The organism is Streptomyces sp. NPDC048671, assembly GCF_055587045.1.
Genome location: NZ_JBVJHB010000001.1, coordinates 183,116 through 200,418 on the forward strand (window position 1 = coordinate 183,116; position 17,303 = coordinate 200,418).

General features: G+C 72.0%; 18 protein-coding genes and 1 tRNA gene. 7 read left to right on the plus strand and 12 right to left on the minus strand.

What is annotated here, in order from left to right; translation table 11 throughout:
* Positions 1 to 157 precede the first annotated feature (157 nt).
* Together ACZ6S6_RS00900 and ACZ6S6_RS00905 are read left to right on the plus strand one after the other, a co-directional pair.
* Positions 158 to 1,168: a hydroxyacid dehydrogenase gene (locus ACZ6S6_RS00900; RefSeq protein WP_362961948.1), complete on the plus strand. Its 1,011-nt coding sequence runs from the start codon at positions 158 to 160 to the stop codon at positions 1,166 to 1,168.
* Between the two features lie 311 nt (positions 1,169 to 1,479).
* A complete protein-coding gene (locus ACZ6S6_RS00905) occupies positions 1,480 to 1,626 on the plus strand; it encodes a hypothetical protein (RefSeq protein WP_469702801.1) in 147 nt (48 codons plus the stop codon).
* Positions 1,627 to 1,685: 59 nt separating this feature from the next.
* Here ACZ6S6_RS00905 and ACZ6S6_RS00910 read toward each other — a convergent pair whose 3' ends face one another.
* The gene (locus tag ACZ6S6_RS00910; protein ID WP_469702804.1) at positions 1,686 to 2,333 is read right to left on the minus strand and encodes a nucleoside/nucleotide kinase family protein; all 648 of its coding nucleotides are present in this window, start codon (positions 2,331 to 2,333) and stop codon (positions 1,686 to 1,688) included.
* A 64-nt stretch (positions 2,334 to 2,397) separates the two neighbouring features.
* The gene (locus ACZ6S6_RS00915; RefSeq protein ID WP_469702808.1) at positions 2,398 to 3,063 is read right to left on the minus strand and encodes a nucleotidyltransferase domain-containing protein; all 666 of its coding nucleotides are present in this window, start codon (positions 3,061 to 3,063) and stop codon (positions 2,398 to 2,400) included.
* A gap of 41 nt (positions 3,064 to 3,104) precedes the next feature.
* Here ACZ6S6_RS00915 and ACZ6S6_RS00920 point away from each other — a divergent pair, with 41 nt between their 5' ends.
* A complete protein-coding gene (locus ACZ6S6_RS00920) occupies positions 3,105 to 3,470 on the plus strand; it encodes a nuclear transport factor 2 family protein (RefSeq protein WP_469702811.1) in 366 nt (121 codons plus the stop codon).
* 62 nt (positions 3,471 to 3,532) lie between these two features.
* Here the strand turns inward: ACZ6S6_RS00920 and ACZ6S6_RS00925 are convergent, their stop codons facing one another.
* Both ACZ6S6_RS00925 and ACZ6S6_RS00930 read right to left on the minus strand, forming a co-directional pair.
* Positions 3,533 to 4,069: a cupin domain-containing protein gene (locus ACZ6S6_RS00925; RefSeq protein WP_469702813.1), complete on the minus strand. Its 537-nt coding sequence runs from the start codon at positions 4,067 to 4,069 to the stop codon at positions 3,533 to 3,535.
* 108 nt (positions 4,070 to 4,177) lie between these two features.
* Positions 4,178 to 4,855, minus strand: a complete 678-nt coding sequence (locus ACZ6S6_RS00930; RefSeq protein WP_362961936.1) for a winged helix-turn-helix transcriptional regulator — start codon at positions 4,853 to 4,855, stop codon at positions 4,178 to 4,180.
* An 85-nt stretch (positions 4,856 to 4,940) separates the two neighbouring features.
* Here ACZ6S6_RS00930 and ACZ6S6_RS00935 point away from each other — a divergent pair, with 85 nt between their 5' ends.
* Together ACZ6S6_RS00935 and ACZ6S6_RS00940 are read left to right on the plus strand one after the other, a co-directional pair.
* Complete coding sequence (locus ACZ6S6_RS00935) at positions 4,941 to 6,152, plus strand: pyridoxal phosphate-dependent aminotransferase (protein WP_362961934.1); 1,212 nt, start codon at positions 4,941 to 4,943, stop codon at positions 6,150 to 6,152.
* A 79-nt stretch (positions 6,153 to 6,231) separates the two neighbouring features.
* Complete coding sequence (locus tag ACZ6S6_RS00940; protein WP_469702818.1) at positions 6,232 to 6,876, plus strand: cysteine peptidase family C39 domain-containing protein; 645 nt, start codon at positions 6,232 to 6,234, stop codon at positions 6,874 to 6,876.
* A gap of 320 nt (positions 6,877 to 7,196) precedes the next feature.
* Here ACZ6S6_RS00940 and ACZ6S6_RS00945 read toward each other — a convergent pair.
* The 5 genes from ACZ6S6_RS00945 to ACZ6S6_RS00965 form a co-directional block, all read right to left on the minus strand.
* Positions 7,197 to 7,283 (minus strand) — tRNA-OTHER (locus tag ACZ6S6_RS00945).
* A 33-nt stretch (positions 7,284 to 7,316) separates the two neighbouring features.
* Positions 7,317 to 8,048, minus strand: a complete 732-nt coding sequence (locus ACZ6S6_RS00950) for a DUF7873 family protein (protein ID WP_362961930.1) — start codon at positions 8,046 to 8,048, stop codon at positions 7,317 to 7,319.
* Positions 8,049 to 8,166: 118 nt separating this feature from the next.
* A complete protein-coding gene (locus ACZ6S6_RS00955) occupies positions 8,167 to 9,492 on the minus strand; it encodes an SWIM zinc finger family protein (protein ID WP_362961928.1) in 1,326 nt (441 codons plus the stop codon).
* Complete coding sequence (locus ACZ6S6_RS00960; protein WP_469702820.1) at positions 9,489 to 12,503, minus strand: DEAD/DEAH box helicase; 3,015 nt, start codon at positions 12,501 to 12,503, stop codon at positions 9,489 to 9,491. The genes ACZ6S6_RS00955 and ACZ6S6_RS00960 overlap by 4 nt, the downstream gene beginning before the upstream one ends.
* 189 nt (positions 12,504 to 12,692) lie before the next feature.
* A complete protein-coding gene (locus ACZ6S6_RS00965; RefSeq protein ID WP_469702822.1) occupies positions 12,693 to 13,775 on the minus strand; it encodes a slipin family protein in 1,083 nt (360 codons plus the stop codon).
* A 264-nt stretch (positions 13,776 to 14,039) separates the two neighbouring features.
* On the opposite strand from ACZ6S6_RS00965, the gene ACZ6S6_RS00970 reads away from it, so the two are divergent.
* Positions 14,040 to 14,387: a hypothetical protein gene (locus ACZ6S6_RS00970; protein WP_362953789.1), complete on the plus strand. Its 348-nt coding sequence runs from the start codon at positions 14,040 to 14,042 to the stop codon at positions 14,385 to 14,387.
* 38 nt (positions 14,388 to 14,425) lie between these two features.
* On the opposite strand, the gene ACZ6S6_RS00975 is transcribed toward ACZ6S6_RS00970, so the two are convergent.
* On the minus strand, positions 14,426 to 15,121 hold the full coding sequence (locus ACZ6S6_RS00975; RefSeq protein WP_469702824.1) for a class I SAM-dependent methyltransferase: 696 nt from the start codon (positions 15,119 to 15,121) through the stop codon (positions 14,426 to 14,428).
* 203 nt (positions 15,122 to 15,324) lie between these two features.
* Complete coding sequence (locus ACZ6S6_RS00980; protein ID WP_469702827.1) at positions 15,325 to 16,443, minus strand: ADP-ribosylglycohydrolase family protein; 1,119 nt, start codon at positions 16,441 to 16,443, stop codon at positions 15,325 to 15,327.
* 112 nt (positions 16,444 to 16,555) lie between these two features.
* Between ACZ6S6_RS00980 and ACZ6S6_RS00985 the strand changes: the two genes are divergently transcribed.
* Positions 16,556 to 16,834, plus strand: coding sequence for a DUF6343 family protein (locus ACZ6S6_RS00985; RefSeq protein ID WP_469702829.1), 279 nt, complete (start codon positions 16,556 to 16,558; stop codon positions 16,832 to 16,834).
* 65 nt (positions 16,835 to 16,899) lie between these two features.
* Here ACZ6S6_RS00985 and ACZ6S6_RS00990 read toward each other — a convergent pair whose 3' ends face one another.
* Positions 16,900 to 17,268: a tetratricopeptide repeat protein gene (locus tag ACZ6S6_RS00990; protein WP_362953781.1), complete on the minus strand. Its 369-nt coding sequence runs from the start codon at positions 17,266 to 17,268 to the stop codon at positions 16,900 to 16,902.
* Between the last annotated feature and the right edge of the window lie 35 nt (positions 17,269 to 17,303).

Here is a 17,303-nt window from a genome sequence, read left to right on the forward strand (position 1 = left end):
CGATGTATCGTCCCTGCGAACCAGCCGACCTGAAGAGCAAACAGGCCACACCAATTAACGACATCCAGTCAGACATCCGCCCACAGACCCGAGCAGGGACCGACCGGCCGTCCGGCTGCCGGTCCAGCACCGGACAGGCCGAGGAGACAGACCCGACATGAACGAACCGGCCACCGCACCGACAGCCCTGTTGGTCATGGAGGAAGAACGCCGCGCGGACGTCTACCCGCCCGAGGTGCTGGCCGGGATCGGCCGGCTCGTCCACTGGCAGGGACCGCCCCTCACCCGGCAGGAACTCGACGAGGACCCCGAGGTGCTGAGGGGCGTCGACATCCTGCTCACGGGCTGGGGTGCGCCCGTCCTCGACACCGCCTTCCTGTCGCACGCCCCTCGGCTGCGGGCCGTTCTCGTCGCGGCGGGGTCCGTCCGGCACCTGACCACGCCCGCCTTCTGGGAGCGCGGCATCCCGATCGTCTCCGCAGCCGCGGCCAACGCGGTCCCGGTCGCGGAGTTCACCCTGGCCCAGGTCCTCCTCGGGCTGAAGCAGGCACACCGCATCGCGCGGGAGGTCGCGAGCAGCCGCCGCTTCCCCCGCGATCCCGACGTCCCGGGCGCCTACCGGTCACGGGTGGGCCTGTTGGGGCTCGGGCACATCGGCCGGCTCGTCGCCGGCCACCTCGCCCGCTTCGACGTCGAGGTCCTCGCCACCGATCCCGTCGCCTCCCCGGACGCCGCCCGGCAGGCGGGCGTCCGGCTGGTCCCCGTCGAGGAACTCTTCGCCACCTGCCACGTCGTCAGCCTCCACGCACCGCTCCTGCCCGAGACCCGCGGCACGATCGGGGCGCGGCTGCTGAGCTCCCTGGGGCCGGGCGCGACGCTGATCAACACCGCGCGGGGCGCGCTGATCGACGAGACGGCCGCCGCTCAGGTCCTGCGTGCCAGGCCCGACCTCACCGCCGTGCTCGACGTAACTCATCCCGAGCCCCCGGCTCATGATTCGCCACTCTTCACCCTTCCCAACGTCGTCCTGACACCGCATCTCGGCGGCGCCCTGGGCGCCGAACGCCACCGCCTGGGACAGCTCGTGCTCGACGAACTGCGCCGGTTCGCACAGGACCTGCCGCTGCGGCATGCCATCGATCCCGCCCGCGCCGCTTCGCTGGCCTGACGCCACCGGGAACGGCCGGCAAGGCTCCCTTCCTCGGGGGAATTCCGGTCGCGACGTCACGCGAGGCGGCCATGCTGTACCGAATGCCCGGGGCCGGGCAAGCCCGATCGGCACCCGATTCCGCGAGCCCGCAGCCCAGGGGGGGGTCACGTCAGCGAAACGTTAGCGAAACGCTAGTGGGACGTAAGTGAGAGGAGCGATAGTTCGGGGCAAGTAACGGCCCCGGCCCGGACTATCGCTCCGCATGTCCATTCGGCTGTTCATTCGGTTGTTCATTCGGCCCGGCCGCCGAGTGGGCAAAGGAGCAGGCCGTGAACCTGAAAGGGATCGAGGCCGAATTCCGCGCCGCTGTCGGCATTTTCACGCTCGCCGACGGACCCGCCGAGAATATGTGCGCACGGCCGGTCGGTGCGGTTACCCGGAAATGCCACGGTGAACAGCGGGCCCCACTTTCCTGAAAAGCGCCGCCCACGGGCTCGATACGGCCGGAGCAGCCGTACGCCCCCACGCCTCCCGGCTATCCGTCCCGCCGCAGCCCCGTCCAGGCGGGATGGCGTGGATCGTCGGCCCGGACGACCGCGTCGGCGCTCACGGCGGGCGCCACCTCGTCCTCGTACCGCGCGAAGGCGGGCAGCGTCCACTGCTCGCCCTCCTCGGTGCGCCGCCTCAGCGCACCCGGCGACAGCCGCAGGTGGACACTCAGGTCGAACGGGAACCAGTGCCCCAGCAGCAACGGCCCGTGCATCACCAGCACCCCGCCCTCCGGCAGGAGCCGGTACGGGCTCCTGGTGGCCCGGTCCGTCGCCGGGTCCCAGAGGTCGGGCAGCACCCGCCCGCTGCCGCCCGCCTCCAGCGGCCCGAACACCTCACGCCACAGCGCTCCGGTGTCGAACCAGCTGCCGTAGTACGAGTCGGGGTCCTGTTTGCCGTACTCGAACCGCAGACTGGCGGGCCGCAGGAACCCCGCGGTGGACACGGGGAGCACGGCCCGGCCGCGGAGCCGCAGCGCCTGTGCGACCGACTCGGCCAGCTCGCCGGTCCGGGCGGCCGGGGCCCCGTCGACGGCGACCTTGAGCCAGGGCCCGCCGTCGGACGGCTTCAGCGCGTCGGCGTGCGCGGCAAGGGCGTCCGCCAGCCGTTCCCAGGTGATCGCTTCATATCGCACGCATCCATCATCACCCCGTCGCGGCGAGGCCGGTCGCATCACCCGGGGCGGCGGACAGTGCCCGTCAGCGGAGGTCCGCCCGGTGGTCCGCCGCCAGCCGCACGACGCGCTCGGCGAGCGGGCCACGGGCCGGCTCGATCGCGGCAGCGGCCTCGGCGAGGCGGGTGACGTCGGCGAACCAGTCACCGGTGACGGTGTCCACCGCCCCGATGCGGGCGAAGCCGCGCTCCAGCAGGCCGCGGGCGGTCTGCGGCCGGCCGCGCAGCACCGCCTTCACCGCGGCGACCGCGTTGGCGAGCGCGCTGGCGGGCCTCGACCAGTCGTCGCTGCGCGCCGCCGGATTGTCCTGGTCGTAGCCGGGCCGGCCGGCGACGGACAGCGCGACGATCTCCAGGTCCAGCCGCCAGAAGAGGGGCAGCCGGTCGAAGTCGACGAAGAGCAGCCGCCTCTTGCGGGAGTTCCCCAGGTCGGGGTCGACCCGTAGGGAGGCGACTCCGCGGACCGTGCCGAGCAGATCCGGGACGGCGGCGACACAGGCGTCGAACCGCTCGTCGGGCACGGTCCAGAGGAGGTCGATATCGCTGTACGCGTCGGCGGTCCCCCGCGCGAGCGAGCCTCGCGGTTCCGCCCGCGAACCGGCGCAGTGGGAGCGGAGCGCGCGCAGGAGCTCCTGCGCCAACGCGGCCCGGCGCGCCGGGTCGAGGTGGTTCCCGGGGTCCTCTTCACTCACGGCCTGCCACCCCTTCGTCCGCGCCTCGTACGCTCTTCCTCATGGACCTCGCATTCGCCCGCACGTTCGCCGCGCAGTGGCAGGACGACTGGAACTCCCACGATCTGGACCGCGTCCTGACGCACTATCACGACGGCGTGATCTTCAGATCCCCCATGATCGCCCGGTTCACCGGCGACGCCTCCGGCACCGTGCGCGGCAAGGACGAGCTGCGTGCGTACTGGGCGCGCGGGCTTGAGCTCATCCCCGACCTGAAGTTCGAGGTGATGGACGTCCGGGTGAGCGTGGACACCCTGGTGATCGACTACCGCAACCAGATCGGCGGCCGGGTCTACGAGGTGCTGACGTTCCGGGACGGACTGGTGATCGGCGGCCTCGGTGCTTACGGGGAGACGCTCGCCCGCTGACGGTCGGCACCCGCCGGCGCGGTGGCCGGACGGGACGACAGGGGGCGGGCCTCAGCCCTGCTTCACTTCCTCCCGCCGCCCTTCCTTCCGCAGTCCACGGCGTCGGCGTCGTCGGAGAGTTCACTGCCCTTGGGCAGCAGGTAGGTCACCCAGAGGACGACGGGCTCGGTCCCCAGATTGCGTCCGATGTGGCGGTGCTTGGCCCCGGACGGCTCGATGAAGGACGTTCCGGCGGGTGTCACCTCGACCGTGCAGTCGTCCAGGGTGCGCGTCAGCGTCCCCTGCTTGACGACCGCGATCAGCTGACCGCGATGGGTGTGCCAGCCGGTCGAGCCGCCGGGCTCGACGGTGATCTTCCGGAAGGTGACGTCGGTACGGCCCTTCGGCTTCTTCACCTTCAACTTGCCCGGCGATGTGCCCTCCGCGACGACGGTGCCGGTCACCCCACTGCCCGGAGTGGCGACGGCCGCCGACGGCACGAAGCCGAGCGCCGCCACACAGCCCCCGATGACAAGCGCCTTGCCCAGCCGCCCCCGGAAAACCGGTCCGCCCGCCGGCTCCTGCCGTCCCAGCCGCGCCTGCTGTCTGCCGGATCTCATGGGCAACTCCTCTGCGTCAGTGTCACGGGCATCATCTGTCCCTGACATCCCAAATGCCCCGACGCTACCCAGGAGTCGGCGGCGCGAACCGTCCCGCCGCCACCGCCGTCATTCGCCGCGCAGCTCCGCGGCGAGCGGCCCCTCGCCCGACACTTCGATCCGCCCGTCCTTCACCGCCTCGGCGAACGTCGCCTCACCGCGCCCCAGCGCGAGGCAGAGCTCGGCGTCGAGCACGATGCGCGCATCGGCGCGGGCGGCCGGACCGTCCCCGTAGACAGCGCCGCCGGGCGCCCGCGCTCCCGTACGGACATGGAACTCGCCCTCGTCGAGGTGTACATCGAGCACTCCGTCACCGGCCGGCCCGCCGGGTCCGTCCAGCGCGCGCAGCAGCGGGAGCGCGAACCAGTGCGCCCGGACCGCGTCCGTGGGCCGCCGCTCCGCGAGTGCGGGTGCGCCCCATTCGGCGAGTGCGGCGAGGACGGGCAGCAGTCCGTGACCGCGCTCGGTGAGTTCGTACACCGAGGCGGCGGCGGGCGGCGGGAGTTTGCGGCGGGTGGCCAATCCGCCCTGCTCCATGTCCTTGAGCCGGGAGGCGAGGACGTCCGTGCTGACGCCGGGGAGGTCGGCGTGCAGATCGGTGTACCGGCGTGGGCCGGCCAGCAGTTCACGGACGATCAGCAGGGTCCACCGGTCGCCGACGGCGTCCAGCGCACGCGCGCCGGCGCAGAACTGGTCGTAACTCCGGCGGCGGGCCGGTCGGGTCGCGGGCTGTTGCTGACGTGGCATACGACGCAGTCTAGACATGTTGTTGGACTTTCCAAGCTCAAGCTTGGTAAAACCAAGTATCACAGTCGGGTCGGGGAGGCATCGCATGGAATTCCGCCAGTCCAGCAAGCTCAACGAGGTCTGTTACGAGATCCGGGGTCCGGTCATCGAGCACGCCAACGCCCTGGAGGAGGCGGGTCACAGCGTGCTCCGCCTCAACACGGGCAACCCGGCGCTGTTCGGTTTCGAGGCGCCCGAGGAGATCGTCCAGGACATGATCCGGATGCTCCCGCAGGCCCACGGCTACACCGATTCACGTGGCATCCTCTCCGCCCGCCGGGCCGTGGCGCAGCGCTACCAGGCGATGGGGCTCACCGGGGTCGGCGTGGACGACATCTTCCTCGGCAACGGGGTCTCCGAGCTGATCTCCATGGCGGTGCAGGGCCTGTTGGAGGACGGTGACGAGGTGCTGATCCCGTCCCCGGACTACCCGCTGTGGACCGCGGTGACGACCCTGGCCGGCGGGAAGGCCGTGCACTACATGTGCGACGAGGCCTCGGACTGGAACCCCGACCTGGCCGACATGGCATCGAAGATCACCGACCGGACCAGGGCCGTCGTGATCATCAACCCGAACAATCCGACCGGCGCCGTCTACCCCCGCGAGGTCCTGGAATCCATCCTCGACCTGGCCCGCAGGCACGGTCTGATGGTGTTCGCCGACGAGATCTACGACCAGATCCTCTACGACGACGCCGAGCACCACAGCGTGGCGGTCCTCGCCCCCGACCTGGTCTGTCTCACGTTCAGCGGTCTCTCCAAGACGTACCGCGTGGCCGGTTTCCGGTCGGGCTGGATGGTGGTGTCAGGGCCGAAGCAGCACGCGCGCAGCTATCTGGAGGGGCTGACCATGCTCGCCTCCATGCGGCTGTGTCCCAACGCCCCGGCGCAGTACGCGATCCAGGCCGCGCTGGGCGGCCGGCAGTCGATCCGGGAGCTGGTGGCGCCCGGAGGCAGGCTGTACGAGCAGCGCGACCGCGCCTGGGAGAAGCTGAACGAGATCCCCGGAGTGTCGTGCGTGAAGCCCAGGGGCGCGCTGTACGCCTTCCCTCGCATCGACCCGAAGGTCCATCCCATCGTCGACGACGAGAGGTTCGTCCTCGACCTGCTGCTGCGCGAGAAGATCCAGGTCGTGCAGGGCTCCGGTTTCAACTGGCCGCGGCCCGACCACTTCCGGATCCTGACCCTCCCGTACGCTGACGACCTCGACGCGGCGATCAGCCGGATCGGCCGCTTCCTGGCCGGGTACCGGCAGTGACCGGACGCCGGAATGAACGGCCGCCGGGAAGGAACAGCCACCGGAAGGAACGAATGCCGGGGATGAACGGATACCGATCGTGAGCCACCCCACGCACCCCACCTGCACCACCTGCCCCGGCTGCCCGGTCCCGGTGCACACCCAGTTCGCCTCGTTCGAGCTCGTCGGGGCGATCGTCGAGGACGGGCTCGACCCGGCCACCGACCCCGCGTGGGCGGACTCGGGCGCGAAGTCGCCCGCGGAGTACGCGCGCTGGGCGGGCCATCTGTGCGGGATGACCTGTCTGCGCATGGCGCTCGGCGCCGACGCCCCGCCCCTCTTCGCGCTGCGAGACGGAGCGCTCGGGTACGGCGCGTACACCGAGGACCCGGACGGTGCGATCCGCGGTCTGGTCTACGCCCCCTTCGCCGCATACGTACGGGAGCGGCACGGCCTCGACGCCACCGTCCACCGGCACCTCTCGTCCGCGGATATCCCGGCCCTGCTGGACGAGGGCCGGTCCGTCATGGCCTCCGTGCACTACGCGATCCGCCACCCGCGGCGGCCCGCACCGGGACGGGGCGGGCACCTGGTGCTCCTGACGTCCCGTACGGCCGACGGTACGGGCGTCCACTTCCACAACCCGTCGGGCACGACGGCCGCGACCCGGTCGGCGGAGCTTCCGCTGACGGAGTTCGAGCGCTTCTTCGCCGGTCGAGGGGTCTCACTGCGCGCGCGGGCATGACGCACCGGCCCCGAACGGGAGCGGGCCCGGGGGCGTAGCCGGCCCCCGAGCCCTGTGATGCCACCTGTATGGCACGCCGACACTTTTAAGGTCCCGTGTCAGTTTTATGTCGTCGCGTCCTGCCTTTGGACCACCGCGGACCGAAGCTCCGCGGGCCGGAGTCGAACCGGCATCTCGACGCACACGGGCACGGGCCCGGTCGATTCGGCGATAGGTGGCGCATGCTGAGTCTGGAGCAAGAGTCTGAGATTGATCGCGGCCTGCCTCTGCCAGTTGGGCCACCCCGGCCCGCATCCGTAGAAAGTACGAGAGTACGGAAGTGCCGGGGGGAGGACTCGAACCTCCACCGGAACCGCGTCGTCACGACAAACTTCAGTTTCAGCTTTGCGCTCCTCGCGCACCCCGGCGGCTTCGACCGCCGCCGGGGATTCCATGGTCGGTCACCCGAAGAGGTAACCGAAGACCGCATCACCCACCCGCTGGTCCGTGACGTCCACGCCGTTGGCCTCCTCGCGGGCGAACTTGACGGCCTGCTGGAGCTTCTCGACCCGGTCGGTCAGTTCGTTGATCCGCCGTGCGGGCAGCGCCCCGGAGAACTTCACGGTCGTCCAGTAGCCGATCGGGATGTCCTCGTAGTACACCTCGACCTGCGCCGGGTGCTTCTCGGTGGCCTCCGCCTTCACGTGGTTGCGGGGCACCTTCTTTGTGCGCAGGGTCCGCACCGGCTCGGTCTTCCAGGAGTCGGTGGACGGGTCCTGGGCCCAGGCCTCCGAGGCTTCGAGCACCGGCAGTTTGCGGATGAAGGTGGTGATGTCCGTGAGCTGCTTCTCCAGGAAGAGCAGGTACGACACCGGTACGCCGGCCACGAGCACCCGCCCGTCGACCGAGATGTCGGCGCGGGCCGCGCAGTTCGCCCAGTCCTTGGTGGCGGTCACGTCGAAGAGCCGGGTGAGGGTCGTCGCCGTCTCGCGCAGCACGTCCTCGGCCTTGATCTGCACCGGCGTCGACTCGGGCGGCAACTGCTCGCCCTCCTCGTCCTTCGGCTGGTAGGTCCGGGAGATCCCGGCCAGCAGACCGGCCTTCTGGAGGCCGTGATGCGCCGCCGTCAGGTCCTGGTGAGCCTTGGACTTGACGCCCTTCTCCACTGCGATGATCTGATTGAGTTTCGCCACGTCCAGGAAGCTAGCAACAACAACACGGCCCGCACCAGCGGTTTTACCGCACCGGAGGCGCTGGATGCACCGGGGTGCGCCGGGTGCGCGCTTCCGCTCTTCCGCTTACGGGCTCCCGTCAGCCGCCGCTCAGCTCCAGGAGCGCGCCCACCGGGTCGGAGTCCGGTACGGCACGCGGCCACCACTCGTCCTGCCCCGGGTCGGACTCGTAGCCGTACCAGCGGCCGTCGTGGCCGAAGCGGAGCTGGAGCGTGCCGCCGGGGTGGGTGAGGTGGTTGCGCCAGGGCTGGAAGCGGGGGAAGCCGGCGGCCGCGAGGGCCGGGCGGGCCCGGTCGAACGGGCCGGCCGGGGGGTCCCACTGCGTTTCCAGGACGTCCAGCCCCTCGGCCCCGCCCTGGCGCCAGGCGGCGACGGCGCGGGCCAGGTCGGTGGTGTTGCGGCCGGTGGCGGACGCCAGTTCGCGGTAGAGGGCGCGGGTGGTGGCGGTGAGCCCCGCGGTGGGCCGGGCGGCTGCCAGCCGGACCGCGTCCTGCCAGGGGGTGAGCCCGGCGAGCGGGTCGAGGCCGGTGGTGAGCAGGGCATGGGCCCGTGCCGCCGCGTCCGTGGCGAGCTGGTCGAGGGCGAGGGGGTCCCGGCTGCCGGGCAGGCTCGGGTACGCGGGCGGCTGCCCGGGGTACGGCTGCACCGGGAACGGGGCGGGCAGCGGAGGCAGGAAGCGGTCGGCCAGCGCGTCCTGCGCCGGTACGGAGGGGGCGGCGGGGGCCTCGGGCCGCTCCCGTGCGGAGTGCGCGGCGTTGCGGTGGCCCAGGTCCTCCAGGAGTTCGCGCTCGCCCCGGCCGCGCAGCAGCAGCAGGACGAACGGATCGGCGTCCAGGAGCCGGGCCATCTGGTAGCAGAGCGCCGACACGTGCTTGCAGGGCCAGCCGTGGTCGGGGCAGGAACAGCTGGGGTCGAGGTCGTCGGCCGCGGGGAGCAGCGCGACCCCGGAGGCGGCCGCCGTGCCGGCCAGGGAGTGCGGCATCTCCTTGGTGAGCAGTGCGGCGAGGTGGCCGGGGGTGGCGGCGACCGTGGCGAGGAAGGTGTCCCAGTCGGCGTCGGTGAAGGTACGCAGCCGCAGTTCGGCGCGGTAGGGCCGGGGGCGGCTGCCGTGCACATAGGCGACGACGCGGCCGGGGGTGACGGTGACCGCGGCGACGTGCCCGCCGTCCGCGTACGCACGGCCGCGGGCGAGTCTCGCCGCGTCCATCGAGAGGGCTTCCAGCGCCGCCACCCAGGCCCGGCCCCACCAGCTGTCCGCGAACGGTTCGTCGTCGCCGGACGTCCGCGCCGGTACCGCCTCGAAGGTCCGCCGCAGGTCGTCGGGGCCCGGCCGGGACCGGGCGACGGGCCGGGAATCGCGGGCGGACGGCAGGGACTGCGGACGGGGCTGCGGGCGGGGGCTCATGACGGCCTCCGCAGAGAGACGAGATCGGCCAGGTCACGGTCGCTGAGCTCGGTCAGCGCGGTCTCGCCGGCGCCCAGCACGGCGTCGGCCAGAGCGCGCTTGGCCAGCAGCATCTCGCCGATCCGGTCCTCGACGGTGCCCTCGGCGATCAGGCGGTGCACCTGGACGGGCTGGGTCTGCCCGATGCGGTAGGCGCGGTCGGTGGCCTGCTCCTCGACGGCCGGGTTCCACCAGCGGTCGTAGTGGATGACATGGGCGGCCCTGGTGAGGTTCAGCCCGGTGCCCGCCGCCTTCAAAGAGAGCAGGAACACCGGGACCTCGCCGGACTGGAAGCGGTCCACCATCCGTTCCCGCTCGGGCACCGGCGTACCGCCGTGCAGGAGTTGGGAGGGGATCGCCCGCGAGGTGAGATGCGCGGAGAGCAGCCGGGCCATCGTCACGTACTGGGTGAAGACGAGGACGGAGCCGTCCTCGGCGAGGATCGTGTCGAGGAGTTCGTCGAGCAGGGCGAGCTTCCCGGAGCGGCCGACGAGCCGGGTCGGCTCCTCCTTCAGATACTGCGCGGGGTGGTTGCAGATCTGCTTGAGCGAGGCCAGCAGCTTCATGATGAGGCCGCGCCGGGCGATACCCTCCGAGGCCTCGATGTACGCCATGGTCTCGCGCACCGTGGCCTCGTAGAGCGTGGCCTGTTCACGGGTGAGGAAGACGGGGTGGTCGGTCTCCGTCTTGGGCGGCAGCTCGGGTGCGATGCCCGGGTCCGACTTCTTGCGGCGCAGCAGGAACGGGCGGACCAGCCTGGAGAGCCGCTCGACCGCTTCGTCGTTGCCGATCCCGGCCGCCGTGCCGGTGTTCTCCACGATCCGGGCGTGCCGGGCCCGGAACGCCTTGAGGGGGCCGAGCAGTCCGGGCGTGGTCCAGTCGAGCAGCGCCCAGAGCTCGGAGAGGTTGTTCTCGACGGGGGTACCGGTCAGGGCGACCCGGGCCGGGGACGGAATCGTGCGCAGCGCCTTCGCCGTCGAGGAGTGCGGGTTCTTCACGTGCTGCGCCTCGTCGGCGACGACCAGTCCCCAGCTGTGCGCGGCCAGTTCGGCCGCGCTGGAGCGCATCGTGCCGTACGTGGTGAGGACGAAGCCGCCGTCGGGTTCGGTGAGGGTGCGGTCGGTGCCGTGGAACCGGCGCACGGGTACGCCGGGGGCGAAGCGGTTGATCTCCCGGTGCCAGTTGCCCAGCAGCGATGCGGGGCAGATCACCAGGGTGGGCGCGGGGTGGGCACGGTGCAGATGCAGGGCGATGAGGGTGATCGTCTTGCCGAGGCCCATGTCGTCGGCGAGGCAGCCGCCGAGGCCCAGCGAGGTCATCCGGTCCAGCCAGGCCAGCCCGCGCAACTGGTAGTCGCGGAGCGTCGCGTCGAGGCCGGGCGGCGGTGCGATGGTGGTCTCGTCGTCGATGATGCGGGTGCGGAGCGCGGCGAGCGCACCGACCGGCACGGCGTCGACCTGTTCGCCGTCCACCTCGGCGCTGCCGGTCAGGGCGACGGCGAGGGCGTCCACCGGGTCGAGCAGACCCAGCTCCCGCTTGCGCGCCTTGCGGACGAGAGCGGGGTCGACGACGACCCATTGGTCCCGCAGCCGCACGACGGGCCGGTGGGCCTCGGCCAGCACGTCCATCTCGGCCTCGGTGAGCTGCTGGTCCCCCAGCGAGAGCTGCCAGTTGAAGGCGAAGAGCTGTTCGGCGTCGAAGAACGCCGTGCCGTCGGTGGCGGTGCCCGGCGCGGGCCGCACCACGGCGGCGGCGGTGAGGGAACGGGCCAGCTCCCGGGGCCAGTGCACGCTCACCCCGGCGGCCGAGAGCCGGGCCCCGGCATCGCTCAGCAGCTCGTACAACTCGTCCTCGGTGAGGGCCAGTACGTCGGGGACGGGCTGGTCGAGCAGCCGTTCCAGCGGGGCCCAGACACGGGCGGCGCGGCGCAGCGCGAGCACGGCATCGATCCGGGCCCGCGGGCCGAAGGGCTCGCCCGCCCCGCCGGTCCACAGCGCGGCGGCGTCGACGACATAGGTCGGGTCGGCGAGGCTGTGCACCTGGGTGACGGCCGCGGCGGCATGCCGCGCGGCGGCGGGACCGTCGGAACCGGATCCCACCTCGCCGGAGAAGCCGGCCGCGTCGTCGTAGCCGGAGTCGGAGTCGGAGTCGGAGTCGGAGTCCGTCGCGCCATCGGAGCCGATCGTGCCGCCGGAGTCCGTCGTGTCGAAGAGTTCGTACGCGGAGAGGTCCAGGCGCAGCGACACCCGTACGCCCGCGTCCAGCCCGGCCGCGACCGCCACGGCCCACTCCCGGGCGCCGGGCAGGTGCTGGGCCTCCCTGGCGGCGAAGGGCGCCCCCATGGCGAACGCCGCCGCGGGGGTACGGGGCAGCGTGTCGGCCACCGCGTCGAGGAAGGAGGCGATGAGCGGCTCGGGGTCGGGGACCTGGAGGGGCGTGCGGTCGGGGAACGGCACCGCGTACCCCTCGGGGGGCATGGCCGCGGCGACCGCACGCAGATGGGCGACGTCCTCGGCGGCGCGCGGACCGGCCCGCCAGGCATCGTGATCGTCGGGCGTCAGCCCGGGAAGCATCCGGCCGCTGGCCACCAGATGGAGCGCGTGGAGGGTGGCGGCGCCCCAGCAGCGGGTGGCGGGGTGGGCGGACTGCTGGTGCCTGGCACGGGCCAGCAGGGGTACGGCATCGGCCAGGGGCAGCACGAGGGCGGGCACGGTGTGCAGGCGGACGTCACCCTGACCGCCGTGCCGCCGGACGACCGTGATCTCGGAGACCCGGTCGTCGGTGCCGACCGCGAAATCCGTACCGGAGGCGGAGCCGCTGCCGGACGTTTCACCGAGGCCGGGGAGCGGGGCCCCTTCCGGGTCCCAGAACGCGATGCGGCCCTCCCTCGGCAGCTCTGCGGGAAGGAAGACGGCCGCGCAGCGCAGCAGGCGGCCGACGGTCGCGTCCTGCGGCGGTGATGCGATGGCCACCGGCCCCTCCCCTCATGCCCGAATCCCTGGTCACGGGCTCTGTGCCCGCGGTCCCCGGCACCTGACCGGCACCGGATACCTCTGACTCGCGAGTCTAAGCGGGGGGTCTGACAGCGGCCCACGGGCCCGCCCCCGGCCCCTCGGTTCGGACGGGGTACGGCGGGCGGGCCCGTGGGGGCGCCGGCGGCCTCAGTGCCTGGCGAGCGGCTTCGACCCGGTGCGGCGCGGCCGGGGCCTCCCGGCAGGCGGGGCGGGCTTGGGTGCGGGAGCCTCCGTCCGCGCCGAATCCTGTGACGGAGACGGAGACGGCGATACGGACGAGGGCTCGGGCTCGGGCTCGGGCTCGGGCTCCGCAGACTGTGCTCCGGCCGACGAGGGCTCGGACTCCGCGGGCTCGGGCTGCGTCTCGGCCGATGAGGACACCGGCGAGGACTCAGGTGAGGACTCAGGTGACGACGCCGACACGGGCTCCACGGGCTCCACGGGCTGCGCGGCCTGCGGCGGCGCTGTCGGCTGCTGTGCCCGCTCCAGGAAGCGGAGCAGCTCCACCGGGAACGGCAGCACCAGTGTGGAGTTCTTCTCCGCGGCCACCGCCACCACGGTCTGGAGCAGCCTCAGCTGCAGTGCCGCAGGCTGGGAGGACATCTCCGCGGCTGCCTGGGACAGCTTCTTCGACGCCTGGAGTTCCGCGTCCGCGTTGATGACCCGGGCGCGCCTCTCACGGTCCGCCTCGGCCTGACGCGCCATGGAGCGTTTCATCGTCTCCGGGAGCGAGACGTCCTTGATCTCCACCCGGTCGATCTGTACGCCCCAGCCGACCGCGGGGCTGTCGATCATCAGCTCCAGGCCCTGGTTCAGCTTCTCCCGGTTGGACAGCAGATCATCCAGATCGCTCTTGCCGATGATCGAACGCAACGATGTCTGCGCCATCTGCGAGACGGCGAACCGGTAGTCCTCCACCGCGATGATGGCACTCGCGGCGTCAACCACCTTGAAGTAGATGACCGCGTCCACCCGCACCGTGACGTTGTCCCGGGTGATCCCGTCCTGGGCCGGCACAGGCATCGTCACGATCTGCATGTTGACCTTGCGCAGCCGCTCCGCACCGGGGAGCACCATGGTGAATCCGGGCCCTCGTACGTCGTCCCGGAGCCGGCCGAACCTGAGAACCACACCCTGCTCGTACTGCTTGACGACCCGGGCGGCGGCCGCCGTGTACGCGACACCCGCCAGGACCACCACAACCAAAGCGATCAAGAGCTCCTGGACCATGACGGCCCCCTGCCAGCCGGAAACATCTGAACACTCACTCCACGCCACATGAGGCGCTATTACCACGGTATGCCCCGTTTGGGCGGCAGTCGAACCCCTGTCCGTACATTCCGTGCACCCGTAGCCCGCCCGGCCGCCTCCCGGATGCCGGGCGGGCGGCGAGCGGGCAAGGTGACCAGCGTCAGCACGTACCCCCGTGGCGTACGGGGGCTATGTGACGGAGTGCGTACGGATGAGCCGGACGAGACAGACGAGGACCCGCCCATGCCCGTGATCGACAACCGACGCCGCCGTCTCGGCATCGCAGCCGGGACCGCCCTGCTGACCCTCACCGTCGCGGGCTGTTCGGGCCTCGGCCGGACCGCGGTCGGTCCGGTCACCTACACGACCGAGCGGGAGGCCGTGATCATGGTGAACAGCCCCTCGGTGCGGGGCTGCCACCAACTCGCCCCCGCGGGTGCCAAGGAAGTGGACAACGGGACCCTGATCGACATCATCCTGTACCGCACACGGGACTGCACCGGACCGGGTACGACCTACCTCGCCACCACGCTCTCCGACGTGCGGGCGCCCGATTCGCTGCCCTGGCGCAGCTTCAGCACGGTGCACTGATCCGGGCCACCGCGCCGGCCGGCCGCCGCCCCGCGCCGCTACCGGGGCACGGCCCGCACCCAGACGGCGTCATCCGTGAGATAGCGGTCCACGCCGAGGCCGGCCGCCGCCAGATACTCCTCGAACTGCTCCTTCGACAGCGGCCGTGACAGGAACGTCTGCGACCACCGGGCGTCGTCGAACTCGTACTCGGCGCGCACCGAGCGCAGCCCGTCCCCGACCGGCTGCGAGGAGACGATGCGCAGGGTGTACCCCGCCGGTTCGACACGCTCTCTCGGCAGTCCGGTGTGGTAATCCGGCCCCTCACGCTGGATGAGCACCACCCCGCCGTCGCGCACGTATCTCCGGCAGGTCCGCAGCAGTCCGTCCCGCACCCGGTGGTCGCCCGTGTGCACCAGGAACGACGCCAGCATCACCACGTCGAACGTCTCGTCACCCAGCTCCAGGGCCTCGATGGGGCTCTGCACCGTACGCGCGCCGCGCACCTTCTCCAGCATCTGCGCCGACTCGTCCACCGCGGTGACATCGAACCCGCGGCGGATCAGCGGATGCGTCACCCGGCCCGCGCCACAGCCCAGTTCCAGAATCCTCGACCCGGCGGGGACGGCCCCGGCGATCACATCCGGTTCGCTGCCGACGGACAGCCGGGTGTACAGCTCCACCGCGCAGCCGTCCGGGGTGATCGCGCCGGGACCGGTCCCTGAATAGCCCTCACGTATCAGTTGTCCGCTCATGTACGCCTAACGAGCCGTCACCGGAGGCCGTTCCCGTCCCGAAACCGTCACCGGAGGCCGTTCCCGTCCCGTCCCGAAACCCTGGCGTCGTCGGCGGCGGCCGGGGGCGTCGAACTGAGCCGGCTGCGCGCCTCGTTCGACAAGGTGGACCACCTGTACGGGGGCTTCGGCTGCTGACCGGCTGACCCGCGCCTCGGCTCACATCAGCACCCCGGGTAGCGGCCGGGCGGCCACTCGACCGCGTGCTCGAACTCCAGGGAGAGGTCGTCGGCCACCTCGGCGATCACCGCCCGCCCTTCCGTGCGCACCAGCCAGGTCGGCGGAAGGTGTACTTCGCCGTGGTGGGCGCCCAGCAAGTTGCCGCAGACGGCACCGGTGGAGTCGCTGTCGCCCGAGTGGTTGACGGAGAGCAGCAGGGCCTCGTCCACCTGACCGGCGCCCGGCAGGACCAGTGCGCAGTACACGGCGATGGCGAGCGCCTCCTCGGCCACCCAGCCGGCGCCGAGCGACTCCACCTTCTCCGCGCTCGGGGCGCCCTGGGCGGCCAGCTCGACCGCCGCCCGGAGCGCGGCGGTCGTCTCCTCGTGCCCGGGGTGGCGGGCCAGCAGTTCCATGGCCCGCAGCACGGAACCGGGCAGGGAGTCGCCGTCCAGGAGGTGGGCGACGATCGCCGCGAGCGTGCCGGCCGCGTAGGCGCCGGTGGGGTGGCCGTGGGTGATCTGCGCGCAGCGGGCGGCCGGCCCGAAGCTCGCACTCGCGGGCCGGCCGGTCAGACCGAAGGGGGCGGAGCGCATCACCGTGCCGCACCCCTTGGAGCCGGTGTTGACCGGGCCGGGCTCGCCGAGCGGGGCCCTCGGGTCGGGGGTGTACCCGGCCGCGAGCCCGGTCAGACAGGCGTTGCCGGGGGCCCGCCGCGCGTACAGCCAGGGCTGCTGCCTGAGCCAGCCGGTGCGGACGATGTCATCCCCTTCGGGGTCGGGCGGCGCGGAGTGGTTCTGGGTGTCCAGCCAGCGCAGATAGGCGTGCCTGAGGACCGCGGTCTCGGCGCCGCCGATCCCCTTGGCCATGGCCCGGGAGTGGGCTCTGATCAGTCCCTCGGCCGTGAAGAGCGTCATCTGGGTGTCGTCCGTGACGCGCCCGGCCACCCCGTCCTCGTCGGCCGTGAGGCCTCGTATGCCCTGCTCTCCGTGGGCCCGCCGAATGCCCGCGAGCGACAGGAACTCCACCGGATTGCCCAGCGCGTCCCCGATCGCCCCGCCCAGCAGGCACCCCCGGACCCGGGACCTCCGGACGGAGTCGTTCCCCCATGCCGTGCCACTCATCGCCGCCGCCCCCACCATCTCTCGTCGGTCCGCATCTCTCGTCGGCCGCGTCTCTCGTCGGCCCGCCGCGGTCCGCCGTCGCGGGTCCATGCTGGCAGGAGAGGCGATCGCCATGCGTACCGGTAGTGAACCGACGACTGCACGCAGCTCTCTGCGACTGCGGCTCCGGCTGAGTCTATGGGGCCTGGCCTGGACCGTCCTCGGCCTGACGGCCTTCACTCTGACCGGCCGCCCGTGGTGGGCGACCGCCTGCGGTGTGCTGCTCGTCCTGATGCTGGTGGATCTGGCCGTGATCGTCCACCGCGTCCACCAGGGCCCGCGCTACCAGCCGGGCCCCACCGTCCCGCCGCACGGACCGGGCCACGGGGGACGGCGGTGGTACGGGGACTGACCGCGGGCCCGACGACAATCGGGCCAGAGCATGGCGGGCGGCCTCGGAGGTCACCCGGCAGCCGCTCAGCCCTCCGTATCGAAGCGGGCGGCCCTCAGGTACTCCGGGTTGGGGTCGAGCGCGGCCGCCAGCCTGAAGTGACGGGTCGCCCGTTCCGGATGGCCGGCCCGCTCGAAGGTCCGGGCCAGCGCGAAGTGCGCGAAGGCGTTGTCCGGCTCCCGTTCCAGGACGAGTTCGAATTCGAGCTCGGCGGGGCGCAGTTGGGCGGCCGCGAAGAAGGCGCGGGCGCGCAGCAGCCGGGCGGCGGTGTTCTCCGGGTGGGAGGCGATCACCGAGTCGAGCAGCTTCACGGCGCCCCGGGGATCGCGCGCGGCCAGCAGTTGCTCGGCCGCGCGGAAGTCTATGACGTGGGTTTCCGGGTTCCTCTCGGGCACAGTCGCATCCTTCCCTCGGCCACCTCGGTGTGAAC